Genomic DNA, 18,059 nt, shown 5'->3' with positions numbered 1-18,059 from the left:
TAGAAATAAGGAAATATTAATAATTATATTCATAAAATGTATAAAATACATTTAGGGAGTGAATATATGAAAGTAATTTCAGTAGTAAATTACAAAGGAGGAGTAGGAAAAACAACAGTAACATCAAATTTAGCAGCAGGACTTGCAAAGAGAAAATATAAAGTATTAGCAATAGACCTAGATCCTCAATCAAATCTAACTTTTTCATTTTTAAATTTAAGTGAGTGGAAAGATAAATATGCTCAAAATAAAACTATAAAAAATTGGTTTGAAAGAATAGGAAATTTGAAATTTGAAAATCTAATCTTAAATCCTAATAATGTAAAAGATAAACATTTGAACATAATAAGTTCTCATATAGGACTTATATACTCAGATATAGAAATAGCTTGCAAAACATCTAGTATATTTAGTAATAAAAATCAAAAAGAAAGCTACATAAAAGCGCATGATATTTTAAAGAATGGAATTAAAGAATTAAGAGGGTATGACATTGTTCTTATAGATTGCCCACCAAGTTTTAATATGATAACAAGAAATGCAATTGTAGCTAGTGATTACTATCTAGTACCTATTAAGCTAGACTACTTATCTACATTAGGGCTTAATGAACTTAAAGAACATATAAAAGATTTAGAAAAAAATTATAATGATAATTTGAAAAATACTAATAAAGAAATATATCCAAAGTTTTTAGGTGTAGTTTGTAATATGGTAACTAGAAGAAAAGAAGGTTTAATTTCAACTGAGGAACATTACTTATCTCAATTAAAACAAGGAGATATATCGGTATTTAATAGTATGCTAAGAGAAAATAAATCAGTATACGGAGATGCTCCTAAAGAAGGTATCCCAGTAACCATGAGAAAATTAAGTAGCCAATATAATGACATAAATAAGGAGTTAGATAATTTAGTTAATGAATTTTTAGAAAGGATAGGTATGTAATGGAAGATAGTAAGAGATTAATAGAGATTATTTATAAGTTTATTTCTAAAGCAAAAAATGATGATTTAAATAAATTAATTAGTGGTGAGTATAAACTTGCATTTACTAATGTTGAGGTTAAGAAAAAAGAAATTTTAAAAGACAATGGAGAAATTGAAACTCTTTACAAAGAAATAAAGAAAAGTAATAGTAGAGAAGAAGCTAAAGATATATTAGTTAAATCTAAATTTACTAAGGCGAAGTTACTTCAGTTGAGTGAGTTTTTAGAGGTGAAAATTCCTAAGAGTTATACTAAGGATAAGATTATTGAAAGAATAGTTGATATTGTAATCGGATGGAATTTAGAGAGAGAAAGCATTGGAAAAGTTAAATTAAAATAGATTTAAAAAAGGTGGTGTATCAAATGATTTATAAAAATCATATGAAACATCACCTTTATATTAGCTTTTTTAACTAATTCTTTTTGTTTTAAATTTAAAAAACATACAGGAGGATAGAATGGGGATAAGAATATTAAAATCAAAGAGGGTATTGAAAGGATTGACTCGAGTTCAAATAGAAAAAAAGATGAACTTAAATACAAAACCTTATAACCATAAGGAAAATGGTAGAGTTAAGTTTACATTAGATAAAGTATCAAAAACTATTAAAATATTAAAATTAACTTTAGAAGAAGTGGATGAGATATTTTTAGAAGTAAGTAATTTACCATAAAACTTATTAAAAGATGGGGGAAAATCATGGCTTTGTATAGACATGTAAGAAGTGAAATATGGGTAAACCCTAAAGTTAGCGAATGTATGAACAGCAATGAAAAATTAATTTTTGTATATCTATTAACTAATCAACACACAACACAAATCGGAATTTATAAAATAACTAAAAAGCAAATAGCATACGATTTAGATTTAGCAATGAATATAGTAAAAGAAACATTAGAAAAATTTAAAAATGAATTAAAAATAATAGTTTACAATAAAAGCACTTATGAAATTGCAATTACTAAATGGGGTCGTTTTAATCTTACTAACTCAGGACGTCCAATTAAAGATTGTATTAAAAAAGAACTTTTAGAAGTAAAAGATATAGAGCTTTTAAATGTTATAAGTGAGCATATAAGAAAAGAAGATATAAAAGAACTATTTGATAATGCTTATAACAACGTGGCGTTAACGTCAGGTGGACAAAAAGAAAATAAAAAAGAAAAAGAAAATGAAAAAGAAAATAAAAAAGAAATACTTAAAAATAGCAATGACTTAAGTAAGTATGCAAAGTTATATACAGAAAATATAGGAGTGATTAATGGAATAGTTTCTCAGTGGTTAATAGAAATATCTGATAGTGTAGATTTTCTTTTATTTAAAAAAGCAATAGAAATAGCAACTAACAAAGGAAAATGTAGCAAAGGTTATGTAGAAGGAATTATCAATCAATGGAGGGATAAAAACATAATAAGTATAGAGGATTTAGATGCTTATAAACTTCAAGAAAAAATAAATAAAAGTTCTAATATAAGAAGCTTAAAATTTGAAGAAGAAAAAGTAAATTACTCTAAACCAAGTGAAGAAGATTTAGCTTATGCAAGGTCTTTAAATGCAATCAATTAAATGGGGGATACAGATGTATAAATGTAATAAATGCAGAGATATGTTATTTATATTAAATAAAGATGAAGCAATTCCATGTGAATGTAGAGATATAAGAATAGCAGAAACTATATTACAAAAAAGTGGGATAAGTGAAAAGTTTAGAGAAAAGACATTTGAAAGTTTTAAATATGAAATAGATAGTGATATTTTAAGAGCTTACACAAAAGCAGTAAATTACAGTAATGATTTTATAAAATATTTTAATGATAATAAAAATAAAAGAGCTATCAATAAGATAAGCTCAATTATATTAGTTGGTCAAGTAGGTTCTGGGAAAACTCACTTGTCAATGGCAATAGCTAACACATTATTAAGCAATGGTATAAGCGTTATTTATATGCCTTTTAGGGATATTATAACGAAAATTAAGCAAAACATCTTAGATGAAGAATATTATAAAAAATACATTTCAAGATACCAAAGAGCGAAGGTACTTTTAATAGATGACTTATTTAAAGGTAATATTTCTAAAAGTGATATTAATATTATCTTTGAAATAGTAAATTACAGATACTTAAATAATCTACCTATGATAATTAGTAGTGAATATGATGTTAATTCTTTGCTACAAATTGATGAAGCTATAGGAAGTAGACTTATAGAAATGAGTGAAGAAAACATAGTTCAAATAAAAGGGAAAAAATTAAACTATAGAATATATAAGGGAAAATAAAGGAGAATTATTATATGGGAATGTTAAATAATTTTTTTAATAAAGCTGTAAAAGAAAGTAAGTATCCTTTTGGTAGCAAAGAATGTGGAAATTTTTTAAAAGAAGTTTATAAAGAAAGTATAGATGATACTATCATACTTACTGAAGATATATATGAAAAAATATCAAAATATGATGATATAAATGAAAAAATTAAAAATCTTGAATTTGAGAAAAAAAGCATAGAACATTTTCTACAAAATGAAATGAAAGAATATGAAACTGCATTTTGTAAAGAAAGAAAAATGACTTGGAAAAGTACGGAGAAAACTACCATATATACTAAATCTTTAAAAAAAGACAACCCTGAACTTGCTAGTAGATATTTAAGAACAAGTAAAAGTAGAATATTTAAAATATATTAAAATTAGGGGAGATTTAATATGAGTGATACTATGTTAGATAAAGCAATGCTAGAAGATGTTCCAGAAAACTTTAAAGAACTAGCTCAAATACTAGGTATGGATGCCTTTAAAAATCTTTTACTTAATTACGGAGGAACTAAGATTTATGTACCAACTTCAAAAACTATAAGTATAGCTGTTAGAAATAAAATGTTAAAAAAGAATTTTGATGGAAATTACCAAAAAGCCTCTTTCACCTATAGAATTACTGAAAATCAAGTTAGAAGAATTATTAGTAATAAGAGTAAGTAAAGGTTAGGGGGATATTATGAATTTGATTAATAAAGAAAGCTTAATAAGTAGTGATTATATTAGAAGTATGGTTATTGAAGGTAAGAGTGAAGGGGTTATTATAGATATACTTACTAAATTAGGTGAAGTTTTAGATTATATGACTATAGATATGGCAAGTAAGTTTTATAAAGTTGAATACTCAACATTAGAGAGAGTATGTGAAAGAAATGAAGTCGAGCTTAAAAAATATGGAATGAGGGTATTTAAAAAAGCTGAACTTGAAGATTTTCTAAACCCACAAGCTGTCGGTTTAGAAAGTTTTGCTAATAGAGGGATGAAAATGATAAATCCTAAAGCCTTATTTGTTATAGGCTTACTTTTAACTAAATCAGAGGTATCAGAAAAGTTAAGAGAAGAAGTTATAAGAATGGCTATGGGTGAAGATTTGAAGTTTAGAAAAGGAATTGCATTACTTGAAGCTATTGAAGGTGTTAGTGAAGATGATAAGTTAAGAGGAATTTATGAGTATGCTAACATTGTTTCTAATGAGAGAAATTTACATCTAGAATCAAGAATTAGAACATTAGAACCAAAGGCTAGTTATTTGGATAAGATTATGAAATATGATGGAACTATTACAGCTACTACTGTTGCCGATGATTATGGTATGAGTGCTAGAGCTTTTAATAAGCTACTTTATGAGATAGGAATTCAGTATAAGCAAAGTGGTATTTGGCATTTATACTATAAGTACAAAGATAAGGGATATGTTAGCGTTATATATTTTGAGAGTAATGATTATGATATTATTCCATTTATGAGATGGACTCATAAGGGTGTCTTGTTTTTATATGAGAAGCTTAAGAGTATTGGTATAGTTCCTGTACTTGAGAGAAATATGAAGATAAGTTTTGTTGAATAAGTAAGTAAAGGAGCTGTGATATCACAGCTCCTTTAAATTATTGTTAATTACACACTTGAAAAGTTTTTCTTACTTATTGAATTTAGTTTTTGTAGATTTTGGAATTTAATATCAACCAATTCTGGTGTAACTCCCATGCACTTTGCTATTGTGTATTTTGTGCAGTTTTCATATTCTTCAAAGATGTTGTCATCTAGTATAAATTCAGCACAAAACATATTGGCTTGTAGTTCTAATTTATCTATTAATACTTTATCATAATCTTCTATTCTTAGGGTGTTTATCTATGTGTGAAATATGGAGTGGGCAAGTTCGTGGGTGTATACTCTGTTTTTTTCGTGTTCAGGAAGTGATGGGTTTATGAGTACAAATTTTATATTGTTTGATTTGAAGTAGCATCCTTGTGGTAGCATGTCTAGGGCATTACTTTCTAGGTGGCTATTATCTAGGTAGTTTGTTACTACTTTTGTTGCTTTTAGGATTTCTAGTGCGTTTTGTCCTGGGTAGTACTTTTTTAGAATTCGAACTGTTTCTCTTATTTGTTGTAAAATCAAGTTGATCCCCCTTTAGTTAAGTAAATTGTATTTTATCCCCTTTTTTGTTGCTAGTAAATTATACCATAAAAAGTGATTTGGAAACATATGTTTGATGAATATTTTAGAGTTTAATGATAAGAAACTTAGTTATAAGGAGTTATGTTAAGGTGTATGCGCTTTTAAGGAATTATTCTATTGATTAAAAAAGTATTAAGAAAAGACAACAAAACTAATGGATATGATACAGATGTTATCTTATACATATAATATGCTAATAAAATATATGTTGAAGTAACTATATCTTTAAGAAAAATTGTTTTTGGTTATTATGAAATATTTATATGATATAGTTAGAGATATAGAAATAAGAGCAGTTTTAATGAAAATGAAGGTATTAGAAGACAAGAAAAAAAGTTAAGTAAGAATATTAATAAATAAAACTATTAGCGAAATAAAGATTAAACTAGAAAAAGAATATTGGATGAAAAAAAGATTCATTGATGATAAGATAAAATTGGTAACATCTAGAGATGAGCTATATAAATAAAAATAGAATCATATTTTATACCTAATGATAGTTCATAACAATAATCAAGTAGATGTTATATGGGATAAATTAATAACATTAGGTTTTAATGTAATAGATGTTTATCACAAACTTGAATAAGTATAAATTTTATAATTTAATAGAAACGGGAAAATTTTTTATAATGGTGAAGTTCAAAAAAAGTAGATTTCATAGAGATTTTGGACCAAAATCTTTATTTGATAGAGTTATATTTAAAATGAACCAAGAAAATAGCTTAAAACTAAATGGGAATCATTTTAATAACAGATTAAAAGAAAGAAAAATTCATAATATAGTGATCGATGAAATTAAAAGTTTTAATACACAAGATTGGGAATTAGTCACTGTAGAAGTGAGAAATGATAAAAGGAAGTTTGTAAATTCAACATGGGAGAAAGAAATTGATAGTGTTAGATATTGGATTACTATAGGTTTTGGAAATACAGTTCAAACTATTATTAAAAAGGATAGTAGTGGAGTTAATAATATTATTAAATATGGAGCAATATATAAATTTGTTGAACAAGTCAATTTAGATCTTATGGATAATAAATAGTCAGATTTAAAGATAACAAAATAGATATATATACAAATCCAGTTGAGTTATTTTCTCCTAAGAAAACAATTCAAAAAATAATAACTGTAAATTGGAATATTGATAGCAAGCAAATCAAAAATAATAAAAGTGCATAAATATTTAATAAAGTAGTGGTATAAAAAATTACCACTACTTTATTTTTTTATAATACTTTTACAAATAGAATTTAATACGTAATTTTGGAAGTTATATTTTCTATGAATATTAACATAAGTATTCATAACATATTTAATATCTAAAGAAAAAGCATGTACAGTCTCAGTTGAATTAAAATCGCTCATAGCATAACCTAAATAAGATATTTCATCATCAGCATAAAATTCTTTAGGAAGTAGAAATAAATTTATGTACTCGTAAGAAGAACTATTAAATTTATTTCTAACTACATTTTCAGCATGCAACTTATATAAGATTTGTTTATTTATATCACTTGTACTAGGTAGAGTACCAGCCTCATTTAATAATGAATAAGTATAATACTTAGCATCAATAATAAAACATCGAACTAATTTATCATTATAATCTACATGTATAACATCTGGTCTACTTGGAAAATTAGTTTTTTTAGCTTTTGAATTAACTAATGTCCAAGAAGAGTTAAAATAGTAATCTCTAACAGGTTCATTGCCAAGGAGTTCGTGAAGCATTTCCTCCCAAATATTTTCAAACTTATTTGTAGAGTAAAATGTAATGTTAGATTCATTTACTTTAGATATTTTAAAAAATGACAATAGTCTTTCAAGAAACAATCTTCTATCATCATTGAATGTTTCTGAAATAGCTTTTTCTAGTATATTTATACAATACTCAACTGGAAACGGAAGATTACAATTAATATCATATTCAATCTTAGGAAAAAATAGCCCAACTATGTCAAAGCATTTTTCTACTATATATCTATGTATTTCAGTTATATTATTGTCATAATTAATTTTCCTACTTTGAGTTGTATGGTCAATAAATAATAAATCATTATTTATTAAGTATGGTGAAAATTTATTCATAGTCCTTGTAAAATCTATATTGCTTTTTCCGTTAGTTTGGGTACAATTAATTATTTCAAAATAATATCCATTTTCAATATAGTCATTTATTATATTAAATAAAGACATGAATGAAAACTTTTCTCGCCCATTTATAGACATATCATTTAAATTATTTTTTAATACACTCTTTTGGTTTAACTTTTTAAAGTATTTATCAAAACAAGATGATAATAAATTTATATCATTATATAAATTAGATTCATTGTAAGTATAATTTTTAGGAAATACAATTTCTAAATTATTATCTTTAAACCATATACCAACTTGTCCAAGTCCATTATCATTGGACACTTTAATATTAATATTGTTATTCATGGTCTACTCCAATTGAAATTATAAATTTAAGTCATCTAGAAAATCACTATTAAATACATTTTTAGGATTATATAAGTAAGTAGTAATAAGTGAATTAATACCTTTTATATTATCAGTGTTAAATATTATAGACTTGTTAACCCTAAAAACATCTTTCCATAGATAAACTAATACTTTATTTGAAAATAGATTAGAATCTATTAAAGTAGATTTTCTAGCAAAGAATGGTCCTATTTGTTTATCCTCTGCGTTCATCATACCACTATCTAGTATTTTTTCATTTACCTTAGAAGCAAATATAGACCAATCAACATTTAATCCATCGATTATTATAGATTCATCTAATTTAGTAAAATCTATAGGAACATATTCCATATCCCATCTTCTAGTAAATGCAGAATCTAGAGCATTTATATTTTGATCAGAGGTATTCATTGAAGCTATTATATTTAAATTATTAGGTAGCTTAACTTGATGTTTTTGTATATCAATATTTAGCCAATTTTCTATATGTACATTATTTATATCTTTATAAATTGATCTTGCAATACTTTCATTAGTTATATAGTATTTAGAAAACCCATTATCATCTCTATCTAGTAATTGGAATATATCACCGAAAACTGCACTTGTATTAGCTCTATTTAATTCTTCAATTACAAAGTTAACTACTTCACTTGGGTTATCAATAGCATATTTCAATGCTTTTGTAAAATCGCCAGGAAGAAACATGTAGCTAGTAGCCGGTGGATTAAGTGTATAATCTATTTGTGGTCTAACTGATCCTATAAAGTCATAATAAGTGTACTCTGGATGGAAAGTTGTTCTAAAAATATTACTATTATAAATCTTATCTATATTGAAACTTTTGCCAACTCCAGGACAACCATAGAATATTTTATTTACTCCTAAGTTATTACAAGGAGTAATATTTTCAACTGTATAATCAAAAGATGTTTCACATACATATTCATCACTTAAGTTAATATCATCAAAAGTTAATTCTGCATATTTAGGTCTGTTTTTTAACCCCCCAAGGCTACTAGATAAAGTTTTACATTCTTCTTCATCTTCAATTAATATTAAATAATAATCTAAAACACCTGTACTATGATCTAAGTATTTAAAAAATATTAAAATATCATCTTTAAACATACACTTTCTTAATTGCTTAAATGTATTATCATCATATTTATCCTTAGATAAACCAAGTTGATTATCATCATCTTTTTTTTGATTTATCCATAATGCACAGTGTGATTTTATAAAATCATTTTCTTTATTAATATATTTTGACTCAATATAAATTTTAAATTTATAGTCATGTTTATCATCATCATAAAATGTTTCAGAGCTTTCATTTATTAATGCATCAGAAATAAAATCTGAAAAGAAATGCCTACTATCACCAGTACATGCAATATGAGTAGTTTTTCCACTAGAACCATCTTTATTTTGTAATAGTAAGTCAGCGTTTGGCAGCTCTTTGATGAATATACCGTGTATATTCGGCTTTTGTAAGAAACTATATTTTTCATGTATATAATTAACAATAAAATTAAAATTATCAATAGTTGTATTTTTATTTAATTTCATAATTCAACCTCCTCATTAAATATAATTATAAACTATTTTATATAAAAAATAAAATATACTATTACTATAAAATAAAATATCTAGAGTATAGGCGAATGATTAGAATAGGAACAAAAGATTAGAATAAAATAAAAAAGCCGGATATTTACCGGATGTAGATAAGTATGCTATAATTACTACATTAGATTAACAATAGGAGATGCAAAAGATGATTAAATTAGCAACTGTGTTTAGTGGTATAGGTTCAATTGAGTGGGCACTAAAACGATTGAATGTACCTCATAAGGTAGTATTTGCATGTGATAACGGAGAAAGATACTTAAAAGAAGAATATGAAGACATTCAAAAAGAAGTAGAAGGATTAGATCATGTACAAACAAAAACATATATAGATGATATGTATAATAGAACCGGCAAAAAGAATTTTGTACAAGAAAGTTATATGAATAATTATGAAATTAGTCCCGAAGACTTTTACCAAGATGTAAGATTTTTGGATGGAAATTTATATAAAGGAGAAGTTGACTTATTTGTAGGAGGAAGTCCATGTCAAAGTTTCTCTATAAGCGGACATAGAGCAGGACTAGACGATGCTAGAGGAACACTTTTCTATGAATATGCAAGGCTAGTAAAGGAAATACAACCAAAAGTGTTTATATATGAAAATGTTCCAGGAATGGTAAGTCATGATAATGGAAATACATTTAAAACTATATGTGAGATTTTTGATAGCTTGGGGTATACGTGGAAAATGGATATGCTTAATTCAAAAGATTATGGAATACCTCAAAATAGAAGAAGATTATTTATAGTTGGATTTAGAAGTGACTTAGATATAAATAATTTCAAATTTCCAAATAAAATTCCATTAGAAAAAACTGTTAAAGACTATTTAGAAAGTAACATTGATAAAAAGTACTTCCATGGTGAAAAAGGATTTAAGTGGATCACTATGGAGAAAAGCTTGAAAAAAAGAGTTAGTATAAATGCAGATATATCAAGAACACAAGCTGCAAATCAACAGTTTAATTGGTGTGGAGATATGGTATTTAGACCTATAGAGTTAGAGCAGTGGGCTAAAGAAGATGATAGAGTATATGTAGGTGACTTTAATGGTGTAGAAGGTGTAGCTAGAAAACTAACACCTAGAGAGTGCTTAAGGTTAATGGGATACGGCGATGAGTTTAAAATCGTGGTACCAGACCAACAGATGTATAGACAGAGCGGAAACTCTATAGTTGTTAATGTACTTGAAGAGATATATAAAGAAGTGGAAAAAACTGGTGTATTTGAAAAAAAGTCTAAAAAGAGTATGAGTATAGCAACTGTATTTAGTGGTATTGGGGCTATAGAATGGGCTTTAAAAAGGATGAATATAGATCATAACATAGTATTTGCATGTGATAATGGAGATATAGAAGTTGAAATAGAAGATGAAGAAGGTTTAAGAGAAGAAATTAAAAAGTTTGAGACAGCAGATGAGCAAAATGAGTATATAAGAAAAATTTATGAATCAAGAAGAAAAACTAATTTCGTAAAACAAACATATTTAGAAAATTATGAACTAGAAGATAAAGATTTTTTATATGATGTTAGATTTATAGATGGTACAAAATATAAAGGCCAAGTAGATTTATTTGTAGGAGGAAGTCCATGTCAGAGTTTCTCTATAATGGGTCATCAAAGAGGATTAGAAGATACTAGAGGAACATTATTTTATGACTTTGCAAGACTAGTAAAAGAAATAGAACCTAAGGTATTTATATATGAAAATGTACAAGGTATGCTTAAACATGATGGAGGTAATACCTGGAATGTAATACATGATACATTTTTATCTTTAGGATATAAGATATATTATAAACTATTAGATGCAAAAGATTATGGAATACCTCAAACAAGAAGAAGAGTTTTTGTAGTTGGATTTAAAGATAAAATAGATGGGTTTGATTTCCCTAAAGAGCAGGAATTAGAATTTACAATGCAAGATTTTTTAGAAACTAATGTGAAGTTTGGAGGATATAATTCTATAAATGGTAACATAGTTTTACATGAAGAACATGGAGAGATAGATTCAAAGCATTTCTTATCTGAAAAAGTTTTAAGTCATGTTATGTCTCCTGGAACTAAGGGATATTACACAAAGCCAGAAATAGATTTAAAAATAGCTAGACCATTACTTTCAACAATGCATAAAATGCATAGAGCTGGTGTAGACAATTATGTAACTTTAGATGGAAGAGTTAGAAGATTAACTCCAAGAGAATGCTTAAGATTAATGGGATATGATGATGACTTTAAGCAAGTTGTTTCAGATACTCAGATGTATAAGCAAGCAGGAAATTCTATTGTAGTGGATGTTTTGATTAATTTAATGGAAAGTATAATAAACAGCTATCCTAAAATTATTGGTGAGAGTTATGTAGTTAGAGATATAAAAACTAAAGAATGTATAAAAGAAGATGAAGAAACATATGAACAAGTTACATTTGATTATATAGCTGTAGATATAGAATAAAATATAAAAGGCTGAGATAAATATAATAATCTCAGTCTTTATATATGTTAATATTTAATTAAAGTATTAAATGAAGGGGAGAAGTACAATGGAGTTATTAATAGATAAAATAAAAAAACATTTTTTGAGTGATTATATGCTTAATAAAGAAAAATATTATATAAATTCAGAGGATGATAGTATAAAACAAAGAAGTGAAGAAATTGGAGAATTATCAAAAACAGCGCATAAAGAGTTTAAAAAATTATCTAATATGCTGAATTTAAATGAAAGATTTGGATATGTAGATGTTAAAAATTGGCAACATAGTGGAAATTTATACAAATACTTTTGGTTAGAAATTAAAAAGGAAAATTTAAAGCTATGTGGATCAAGTATTTCTTTTTCTGTAGATAATTATGGAATGAAAGTTATTCTTGAATTTGATGAAAAACAAGCTAAAAGATATAGTCATGCATACGAAATACATAATAGTTATCTAGATATGATAAAAAATGATATAAAAGATGAAAAAATCAAAGAATGTGTTTTTTGGGAACGGAAAAAAAGTGATAATGAGGAAGCACCTTATGGATATAATTATAAACCAATTATAGAATTGATTGGTGAATGTGAAAGTCAAAGAAATAATATAGATACATTTTTAGTAGGATATTTTTTATCATGGGATGATATCGACAAGATTGATAGTGAAAAGAATGGTGCAAATATAATTAATTGGATAAGTGATAAAATTTCATCTTTAGAGAAATATCATCAAAAATCAATACAAGAATTTAAGATAAAAAATAATAATACAAAGGATCAATATAACCCAAATAATTTTATAACGACAATAAGTGGATTTGAATATATAGGTTCTGTTGTAGAAAATGCTGTTAATGGTTTTTTAGAAAAAGAAGTAAAACTACATGGAGATGGTGGAAACTATGATAAAGCAATATATATTTCAAAAAAAAATTATGAGGATTTTGGTGGAATAGATAAATTTTATGAGGATAAAGAGAATATTCAATGTAAATTTAATAAAAATAATTTATTGCTATATATGGAAATGATAAAATTTGAATATGAAAGTCAAATTTTTAATCATTATACAAACATATCTAAAGATTACTGGAATGAAAAATATAAAAAAATAGTTAATTTAGATAATAATGATTTGACATTTGTGTGTAAGCTAAAAGAAGCAACTCAAGGAAGAACAACAATGAATTCTGATGATGGAATATTTAAGATAAAGGGTGAAATCTTATTACCTAAAATAACAGCAATAAGAATAAGTAAATATAAAAAAATAGGATTAGATGAACATTTATTTTTGTTTGAATTATTTGTTAAACCTGTTTTTGTAGATTGTAATAGAGAAATACAATTACTAGATTTATATAAAGATGATATCAATACTTCAGAAGATAATAGTAATGTAAATGATACATCATCTAATTATAATTTTGAGATAGATACATATGAAATGGAAGATATATTAAAAGAAGTATTTATACAAGAATCAAAAATAGATTCAATACTCTCTAATTTGGATTATAAGAAAAATATAATCCTTCAAGGACCTCCAGGAGTAGGTAAAACATTTATTGCTAGAAGATTATGCTATCTACATCAAAATAAAAAAACAGACGAAAACATAGAAATGATACAATTTCACCAATCATATTCATATGAAGACTTTATAAGAGGATACAGACCAAATAAAGAAGGTGGATTTTCATTAAAAGATGGAGTGTTTCATAAATTTGTACAGAAAGCAATAAAATATCCCCAAAATAATTACTACTTCATAATAGATGAAATAAATAGAGGAAATTTAAGCAAAATATTTGGTGAATTGATGATGTTGATAGAAAAAGATAAGCGTGGAACAGAGTATTCAGTGTCACTAACTTATACTGAAGAAGATGAAAAATTTTATATACCAGAAAATTTATATATAATAGGAACAATGAATACAGCTGATAGATCTTTAGCTATGGTTGATTATGCATTAAGAAGAAGATTTGCATTTATAGATATAGAACCAGCTTTTGACAATGAAACTTTAAAAAATTATTTTGAAAATTATCTAGGAAAAGAAATGACAAAAAAAATAATAGATAAGATAACAACATTAAATAAAATAATAGAATTAGAAAGTTTAGACTTAGGTAAAGGATATAGAATAGGACATAGTTACTTTACACCAACTAAAAATATAGAAGATGTTAATTCGTGGTATGAGAGAATTATAAAAATGGAAATAGAACCACTTATAAGAGAATATTGGTTTGATGAGAGTGAAGAGGAACTAAAAAAGAAAGTAGCTGATTTACTTGAAGATTAAAGACATACCAATACAAAATATTTACTATATGTTATTATACACTTGGGATAGTGTACAGTATATAGGTACTGAAAAGATAAATAAAGTAGAAGGAAATAACTTATATGAGTTACTAGCATCAGTTTTAATTAAAGATATATCTAAGCTTGTAAAGAAAGGTATTTATAAAGAATACAAATTTAATTATGAAGAAACGCCATCTTTAAAAGGGAAGATTAACTTTGACGATAGTTTAAAAAGAAGTAGCTTTATCAAAGGAAGAGCTTGTTGCTATTTTGATGAATTTACTGAGGATATTATATATAATAAAATTCTAAAGGCTACTTTATATAATATTTTAAAATCTACAAACATTTCAAATATTATCAAATATGATGCTATGAAGGTATATAAATATTTTAGTAATGTTACCACTAGTAAACTTACTAAAAAAGATTTTTATTTTATAGATACTCATAAGAATAATGTTCATTATAAACTTAGTTTGGATATTTGTAGACTTATATATGAAAATATGATGATTGATGAATCTAGTGGTAAGGTAACTTTTAAAGATTTTTGTAAAGATGAAAAAAAAATGGTATATGTTTTTGAGCGTTTTGTGCGTAATTTTTATAAGACGCATTTAAAAGGATGTAGTGTTACAAGGGAGAATATTCGTTGGGATGCTGCAGGTGATGAGATAGATTTACTTCCTATTATGCAGACTGATATTACTATAAAGAATAAAAATACTATAGTTATTATGGATACTAAATTTTATAGAAATACATTGGCAACTAACATGAATAGAGAGAAGATTTATAGTAGTAACTTATATCAGATTTTTTCTTATTTAAAAAATGCTGAAGCTAAAGGGGGAGCTTATTTAAATTCTATAGGTATTCTTTTATATCCTCAAGTTGATCGGATACTTGATAATATTTATGATATTCAAGGTCATAAAATTAAGGTTTGTAGTATTAATTTAAATACTGATTGGAAAGAAATTCATAAAAGATTAATAGATATTTGTAATTGTATATAACAGGAAAAGGATATAATGAAAAATTGACAGAATTAAATGCACAAAAAATACTATGTGATTTAGGTTACGATAACATAGATAAATTAATAAAAGAATCAATAGAAATATCATTTAACAAACTAAAATATAAATTTAGAGCATTTTCAATACTTGAAGGGCAGCTATCACTAAACAAATTAAATCTAAGTGAATACAATGAAAATCCATTCATAAAGTTTGTATACTTACCAGAAAATAAGGTAGCTACAATTGACACATTTGCAGAGTATGATGTAAGAAAAATAATATCAAATAATATAGATATTAGTAAAATGGTTGAAAGTGATAATGAGTTAGGTATATATAGAATGAAAAAAGAACTATGTGGTATGAATGACATGTTAATAGAGTATATGACTGTAACTGATCATATTAAAGAAGAAATCGTAAATTACATACTAAGTAAAATATAATATTAATAAATTAAGTATAAAAATAAGGAGTAACGGATTGTCACTCCTTATTTTTATTTCTAGAATTCAAATTATCATCCACATATGAATACAAAGCATTAACAATAAGATTGTTAACGCTTCTATGTTCTTTTTTAGCTAAATCCTCTAACTTAGACTTAAGATCCTTTGGAATTGTAAGAGAAGTTCTCATATTAACATCTTTATTAATCACACTACCACCTCAACCGTATTATATCCAAAAAATTCCGTTCATAACACAGTGATTTAAGTAAAACATAATAGTAGCATCACAAATACATCACTATGATACGGAGGTAGTGTTATGCCAGCACCACGATTAATAATTCCCAAGGAAATATTACAAGATTTAATAGATAAAAGATATAATCAAAGGGAAATGAGTAAAGAACTAAAAATATCAAAAGAAACCTTATCAAAATTATTAAGAGAAAATAACTTAAAAATAAAGCCTAAAATAGATAATAATATTGGAAAAAGATTTGGTAAATTAGTAGTCTTAGAAAGAGTAGATAACTCTAAAGATTCAAGAAAAGTATATAGATGTCAATGTGATTGTGGAAATATTACAGATATAAAAGGAAAGTATTTATACAATGGAGATACAAGAAGTTGTGTATGTCATAAAAAAGATTTTAAGGAATATAAAGAAAAAAATTATAAAGAAGCATTGAAGAAAATTGGTGAAAAGCATGGTATGCTAACAATTATAGATGTTAATATGAATAATAAAAGAAGAGCATATGATATGGTCTGCAAATGTGAATGTGGTACTATTAGTAGAAAGACATATTCTCAGATTATAAAAGGTGAAATTGTATCTTGTGGTTGTTATGCAAGAGAAATGAGTAGTAAAAGATTAAGTGAAAGTATTTTAAGTATAATTAAAAACAATCATAATAAAAATTGGTATTTCAAAAAACATGAAAATATAGTTTTTTGTAGGTCAGGTTATGAAGTGATATATGCAAATTACTTGATTGCTAATAATATAGAATTTGAATATGAACCAGAACATTTCAAATTAGAAAATGGAAGAAGATATACTCCAGATTTTTATTTACTAAAAGAAGATAGATATATTGAGATAAAAGGTGTTCCTTATGAAGTTTTAGATAGAGGAAATCAAAAGTATAGGGTTGAGCTTTTTAGAAAAAATCATAAGTTGCAACTTTTATATTGGGATGATATATATGAGATATGTCATTTACCATATAAATCATATGGTACTTATGCATATAAAGCTAAGTCTATGAGTATTAGTGTAGAAGATTATTTGGGAAAATTTCTATATTTAGTATATTAGAATCATAATAAATTGATTAATTATTTGTTAACAATTTTAAATAGTAGTAACAAATAATTATCAATAAAGAGACTATACTTCTTTTATTTATCCAAGGGTACTGTTATTTAGAGTTTACATAAAGAACCATACCCTTAAATTTTAATTTTAAATAATTATATAAAGATATATTAATTAATAGATAATCTTACTTCATCTGAATACTCTAGAGGTAATTCAAATACAAGTTTAATATTAGTAGAACTATTAGGATTAATATTAGTAAGGCTATTTTCATTATAGACTGTATAATGAAGAAGATTGTAAGTGTTACTATTTTTATCGATTAACTTAAACTTAGATAAATCAATATTATAAGGATTATTTGAACTATTCTCTAAAGATACATCTATATAAACCAATTTATTACCACTGCTAGCTTTAGCATATTGATCTTCAATACCTGTAGTAATATTATTTATAGTTATATTAATGGGATTAATATTTGTATTTGGTATACTATAATCCTTATTAAATTTAGACAATCCTATACTTAAGATTATAAAAAGTGTAGTTATAATAATAAGAATATCTTTAACTTTTATTGAATTACTTTTATTTTGAGGATGTCTTCTACGAAATCGTGTATCACCTTGTAATATTCTATTCCATTCTTCAGTATTTTCACTAAATCTACGTTCATGAGCAATTCTATATTCATCCGGATCATATTTTGGATTTCCAGGTCCATCTAGTTTATATTTTTTATACATAAATCCCCCTTTAAATAATAAAAATTTACAATATCTAATTTTAAATTATAAAATTAAAGGTAATATTTGTAAAAATAGAAAATGCAATTATTCAATGTTATACTATAAATATAAAAA

Annotated in this window: 20 protein-coding genes; 14 read left to right on the top strand and 6 right to left on the bottom strand. The window is 25.4% G+C overall.

Going from position 1 to position 18,059, the window contains the following annotated elements:
* The first annotated feature begins 66 nt into the window (after window positions 1-66).
* The 8 genes from H8923_RS00840 (at window position 67) to H8923_RS00805 (ending at window position 4,869) form a co-directional block, all read left to right on the top strand.
* Window positions 67-948, top strand: a complete 882-nt coding sequence (locus tag H8923_RS00840) for a ParA family protein (RefSeq protein ID WP_172976711.1) — start codon at window positions 67-69, stop codon at window positions 946-948.
* Window positions 948-1,328: a hypothetical protein gene (locus H8923_RS00835; protein ID WP_153971500.1), complete on the top strand. Its 381-nt coding sequence runs from the start codon at window positions 948-950 to the stop codon at window positions 1,326-1,328. Before H8923_RS00840 ends, H8923_RS00835 begins: the two co-directional genes overlap by 1 nt.
* A 118-nt stretch (window positions 1,329-1,446) precedes the next feature.
* Window positions 1,447-1,662 (top strand): helix-turn-helix domain-containing protein, encoded by a 216-nt coding sequence (locus H8923_RS00830; RefSeq protein ID WP_153971501.1) that lies wholly within the window; start codon window positions 1,447-1,449, stop codon window positions 1,660-1,662.
* A gap of 26 nt (window positions 1,663-1,688) precedes the next feature.
* The gene (locus H8923_RS00825; protein WP_153971502.1) at window positions 1,689-2,555 is read left to right on the top strand and encodes a DnaD domain protein; all 867 of its coding nucleotides are present in this window, start codon (window positions 1,689-1,691) and stop codon (window positions 2,553-2,555) included.
* Window positions 2,556-2,568: 13 nt separating this feature from the next.
* The gene (locus H8923_RS00820; protein WP_243139931.1) at window positions 2,569-3,270 is read left to right on the top strand and encodes an ATP-binding protein; all 702 of its coding nucleotides are present in this window, start codon (window positions 2,569-2,571) and stop codon (window positions 3,268-3,270) included.
* A gap of 14 nt (window positions 3,271-3,284) precedes the next feature.
* The gene (locus tag H8923_RS00815) at window positions 3,285-3,674 is read left to right on the top strand and encodes a hypothetical protein (RefSeq protein WP_153971504.1); all 390 of its coding nucleotides are present in this window, start codon (window positions 3,285-3,287) and stop codon (window positions 3,672-3,674) included.
* An 18-nt stretch (window positions 3,675-3,692) separates the two neighbouring features.
* Entirely contained in the window at window positions 3,693-3,965 is a 273-nt protein-coding gene (locus tag H8923_RS00810) for a Mor transcription activator family protein (RefSeq protein ID WP_153971505.1), read from the top strand.
* A gap of 16 nt (window positions 3,966-3,981) precedes the next feature.
* The gene (locus H8923_RS00805; protein ID WP_153971506.1) at window positions 3,982-4,869 is read left to right on the top strand and encodes a phage antirepressor KilAC domain-containing protein; all 888 of its coding nucleotides are present in this window, start codon (window positions 3,982-3,984) and stop codon (window positions 4,867-4,869) included.
* Between the two features lie 47 nt (window positions 4,870-4,916).
* On the opposite strand, the gene H8923_RS00800 is transcribed toward H8923_RS00805, so the two are convergent.
* Together H8923_RS00800 and H8923_RS00795 are read right to left on the bottom strand one after the other, a co-directional pair.
* Window positions 4,917-5,087 (bottom strand): hypothetical protein, encoded by a 171-nt coding sequence (locus H8923_RS00800; protein WP_153971507.1) that lies wholly within the window; start codon window positions 5,085-5,087, stop codon window positions 4,917-4,919.
* Between the two features lie 66 nt (window positions 5,088-5,153).
* Window positions 5,154-5,423, bottom strand: a complete 270-nt coding sequence (locus tag H8923_RS00795) for a hypothetical protein (RefSeq protein WP_153971508.1) — start codon at window positions 5,421-5,423, stop codon at window positions 5,154-5,156.
* 692 nt (window positions 5,424-6,115) lie between these two features.
* Here H8923_RS00795 and H8923_RS00790 point away from each other — a divergent pair.
* Window positions 6,116-6,529 carry a hypothetical protein gene (locus H8923_RS00790; RefSeq protein ID WP_153971509.1) on the top strand — a complete coding sequence of 138 codons (414 nt, stop codon included), beginning with the start codon at window positions 6,116-6,118 and terminating at the stop codon, window positions 6,527-6,529.
* A 176-nt stretch (window positions 6,530-6,705) separates the two neighbouring features.
* On the opposite strand, the gene H8923_RS00785 is transcribed toward H8923_RS00790, so the two are convergent.
* A complete protein-coding gene (locus H8923_RS00785; RefSeq protein WP_153971510.1) occupies window positions 6,706-7,932 on the bottom strand; it encodes an LlaJI family restriction endonuclease in 1,227 nt (408 codons plus the stop codon).
* 18 nt (window positions 7,933-7,950) lie between these two features.
* Complete coding sequence (locus H8923_RS00780; protein ID WP_153971511.1) at window positions 7,951-9,528, bottom strand: AAA family ATPase; 1,578 nt, start codon at window positions 9,526-9,528, stop codon at window positions 7,951-7,953.
* A 208-nt stretch (window positions 9,529-9,736) separates the two neighbouring features.
* Here H8923_RS00780 and H8923_RS17160 point away from each other — a divergent pair, with 208 nt between their 5' ends.
* From H8923_RS17160 to H8923_RS00755, 4 genes are all read left to right on the top strand, one after another.
* Window positions 9,737-12,046 (top strand): DNA cytosine methyltransferase, encoded by a 2,310-nt coding sequence (locus H8923_RS17160; protein ID WP_207707756.1) that lies wholly within the window; start codon window positions 9,737-9,739, stop codon window positions 12,044-12,046.
* 88 nt (window positions 12,047-12,134) lie between these two features.
* Window positions 12,135-14,384 carry an AAA family ATPase gene (locus H8923_RS00765; RefSeq protein WP_207707757.1) on the top strand — a complete coding sequence of 750 codons (2,250 nt, stop codon included), beginning with the start codon at window positions 12,135-12,137 and terminating at the stop codon, window positions 14,382-14,384.
* Window positions 14,374-15,411 carry a 5-methylcytosine-specific restriction endonuclease system specificity protein McrC gene (gene mcrC / locus H8923_RS00760; RefSeq protein WP_153971513.1) on the top strand — a complete coding sequence of 346 codons (1,038 nt, stop codon included), beginning with the start codon at window positions 14,374-14,376 and terminating at the stop codon, window positions 15,409-15,411. The genes H8923_RS00765 and mcrC overlap by 11 nt, the downstream gene beginning before the upstream one ends.
* 23 nt (window positions 15,412-15,434) lie before the next feature.
* Window positions 15,435-15,863: a hypothetical protein gene (locus tag H8923_RS00755; RefSeq protein ID WP_153971514.1), complete on the top strand. Its 429-nt coding sequence runs from the start codon at window positions 15,435-15,437 to the stop codon at window positions 15,861-15,863.
* 40 nt (window positions 15,864-15,903) lie between these two features.
* Here H8923_RS00755 and H8923_RS00750 read toward each other — a convergent pair whose 3' ends face one another.
* The gene (locus H8923_RS00750) at window positions 15,904-16,077 is read right to left on the bottom strand and encodes a ribbon-helix-helix protein, CopG family (protein ID WP_317982792.1); all 174 of its coding nucleotides are present in this window, start codon (window positions 16,075-16,077) and stop codon (window positions 15,904-15,906) included.
* A gap of 111 nt (window positions 16,078-16,188) precedes the next feature.
* Between H8923_RS00750 and H8923_RS00745 the strand changes: the two genes are divergently transcribed.
* The gene (locus H8923_RS00745) at window positions 16,189-17,190 is read left to right on the top strand and encodes a PDDEXK family nuclease (protein WP_153971516.1); all 1,002 of its coding nucleotides are present in this window, start codon (window positions 16,189-16,191) and stop codon (window positions 17,188-17,190) included.
* Between the two features lie 170 nt (window positions 17,191-17,360).
* On the opposite strand, the gene H8923_RS00740 is transcribed toward H8923_RS00745, so the two are convergent.
* Window positions 17,361-17,942: a DUF4352 domain-containing protein gene (locus H8923_RS00740; protein WP_153971517.1), complete on the bottom strand. Its 582-nt coding sequence runs from the start codon at window positions 17,940-17,942 to the stop codon at window positions 17,361-17,363.
* Window positions 17,943-18,059: the final 117 nt, after the last annotated feature.

Origin of the sequence: Romboutsia faecis (assembly GCF_014323405.1) — a bacterium.
GTDB classification, from domain to species: Bacteria; Bacillota; Clostridia; order Peptostreptococcales; family Peptostreptococcaceae; genus Romboutsia_E; species Romboutsia_E faecis.
Note: the sequence above shows the minus strand (reverse complement) of the source record. Positions and strands in the feature narration are given on the sequence as shown.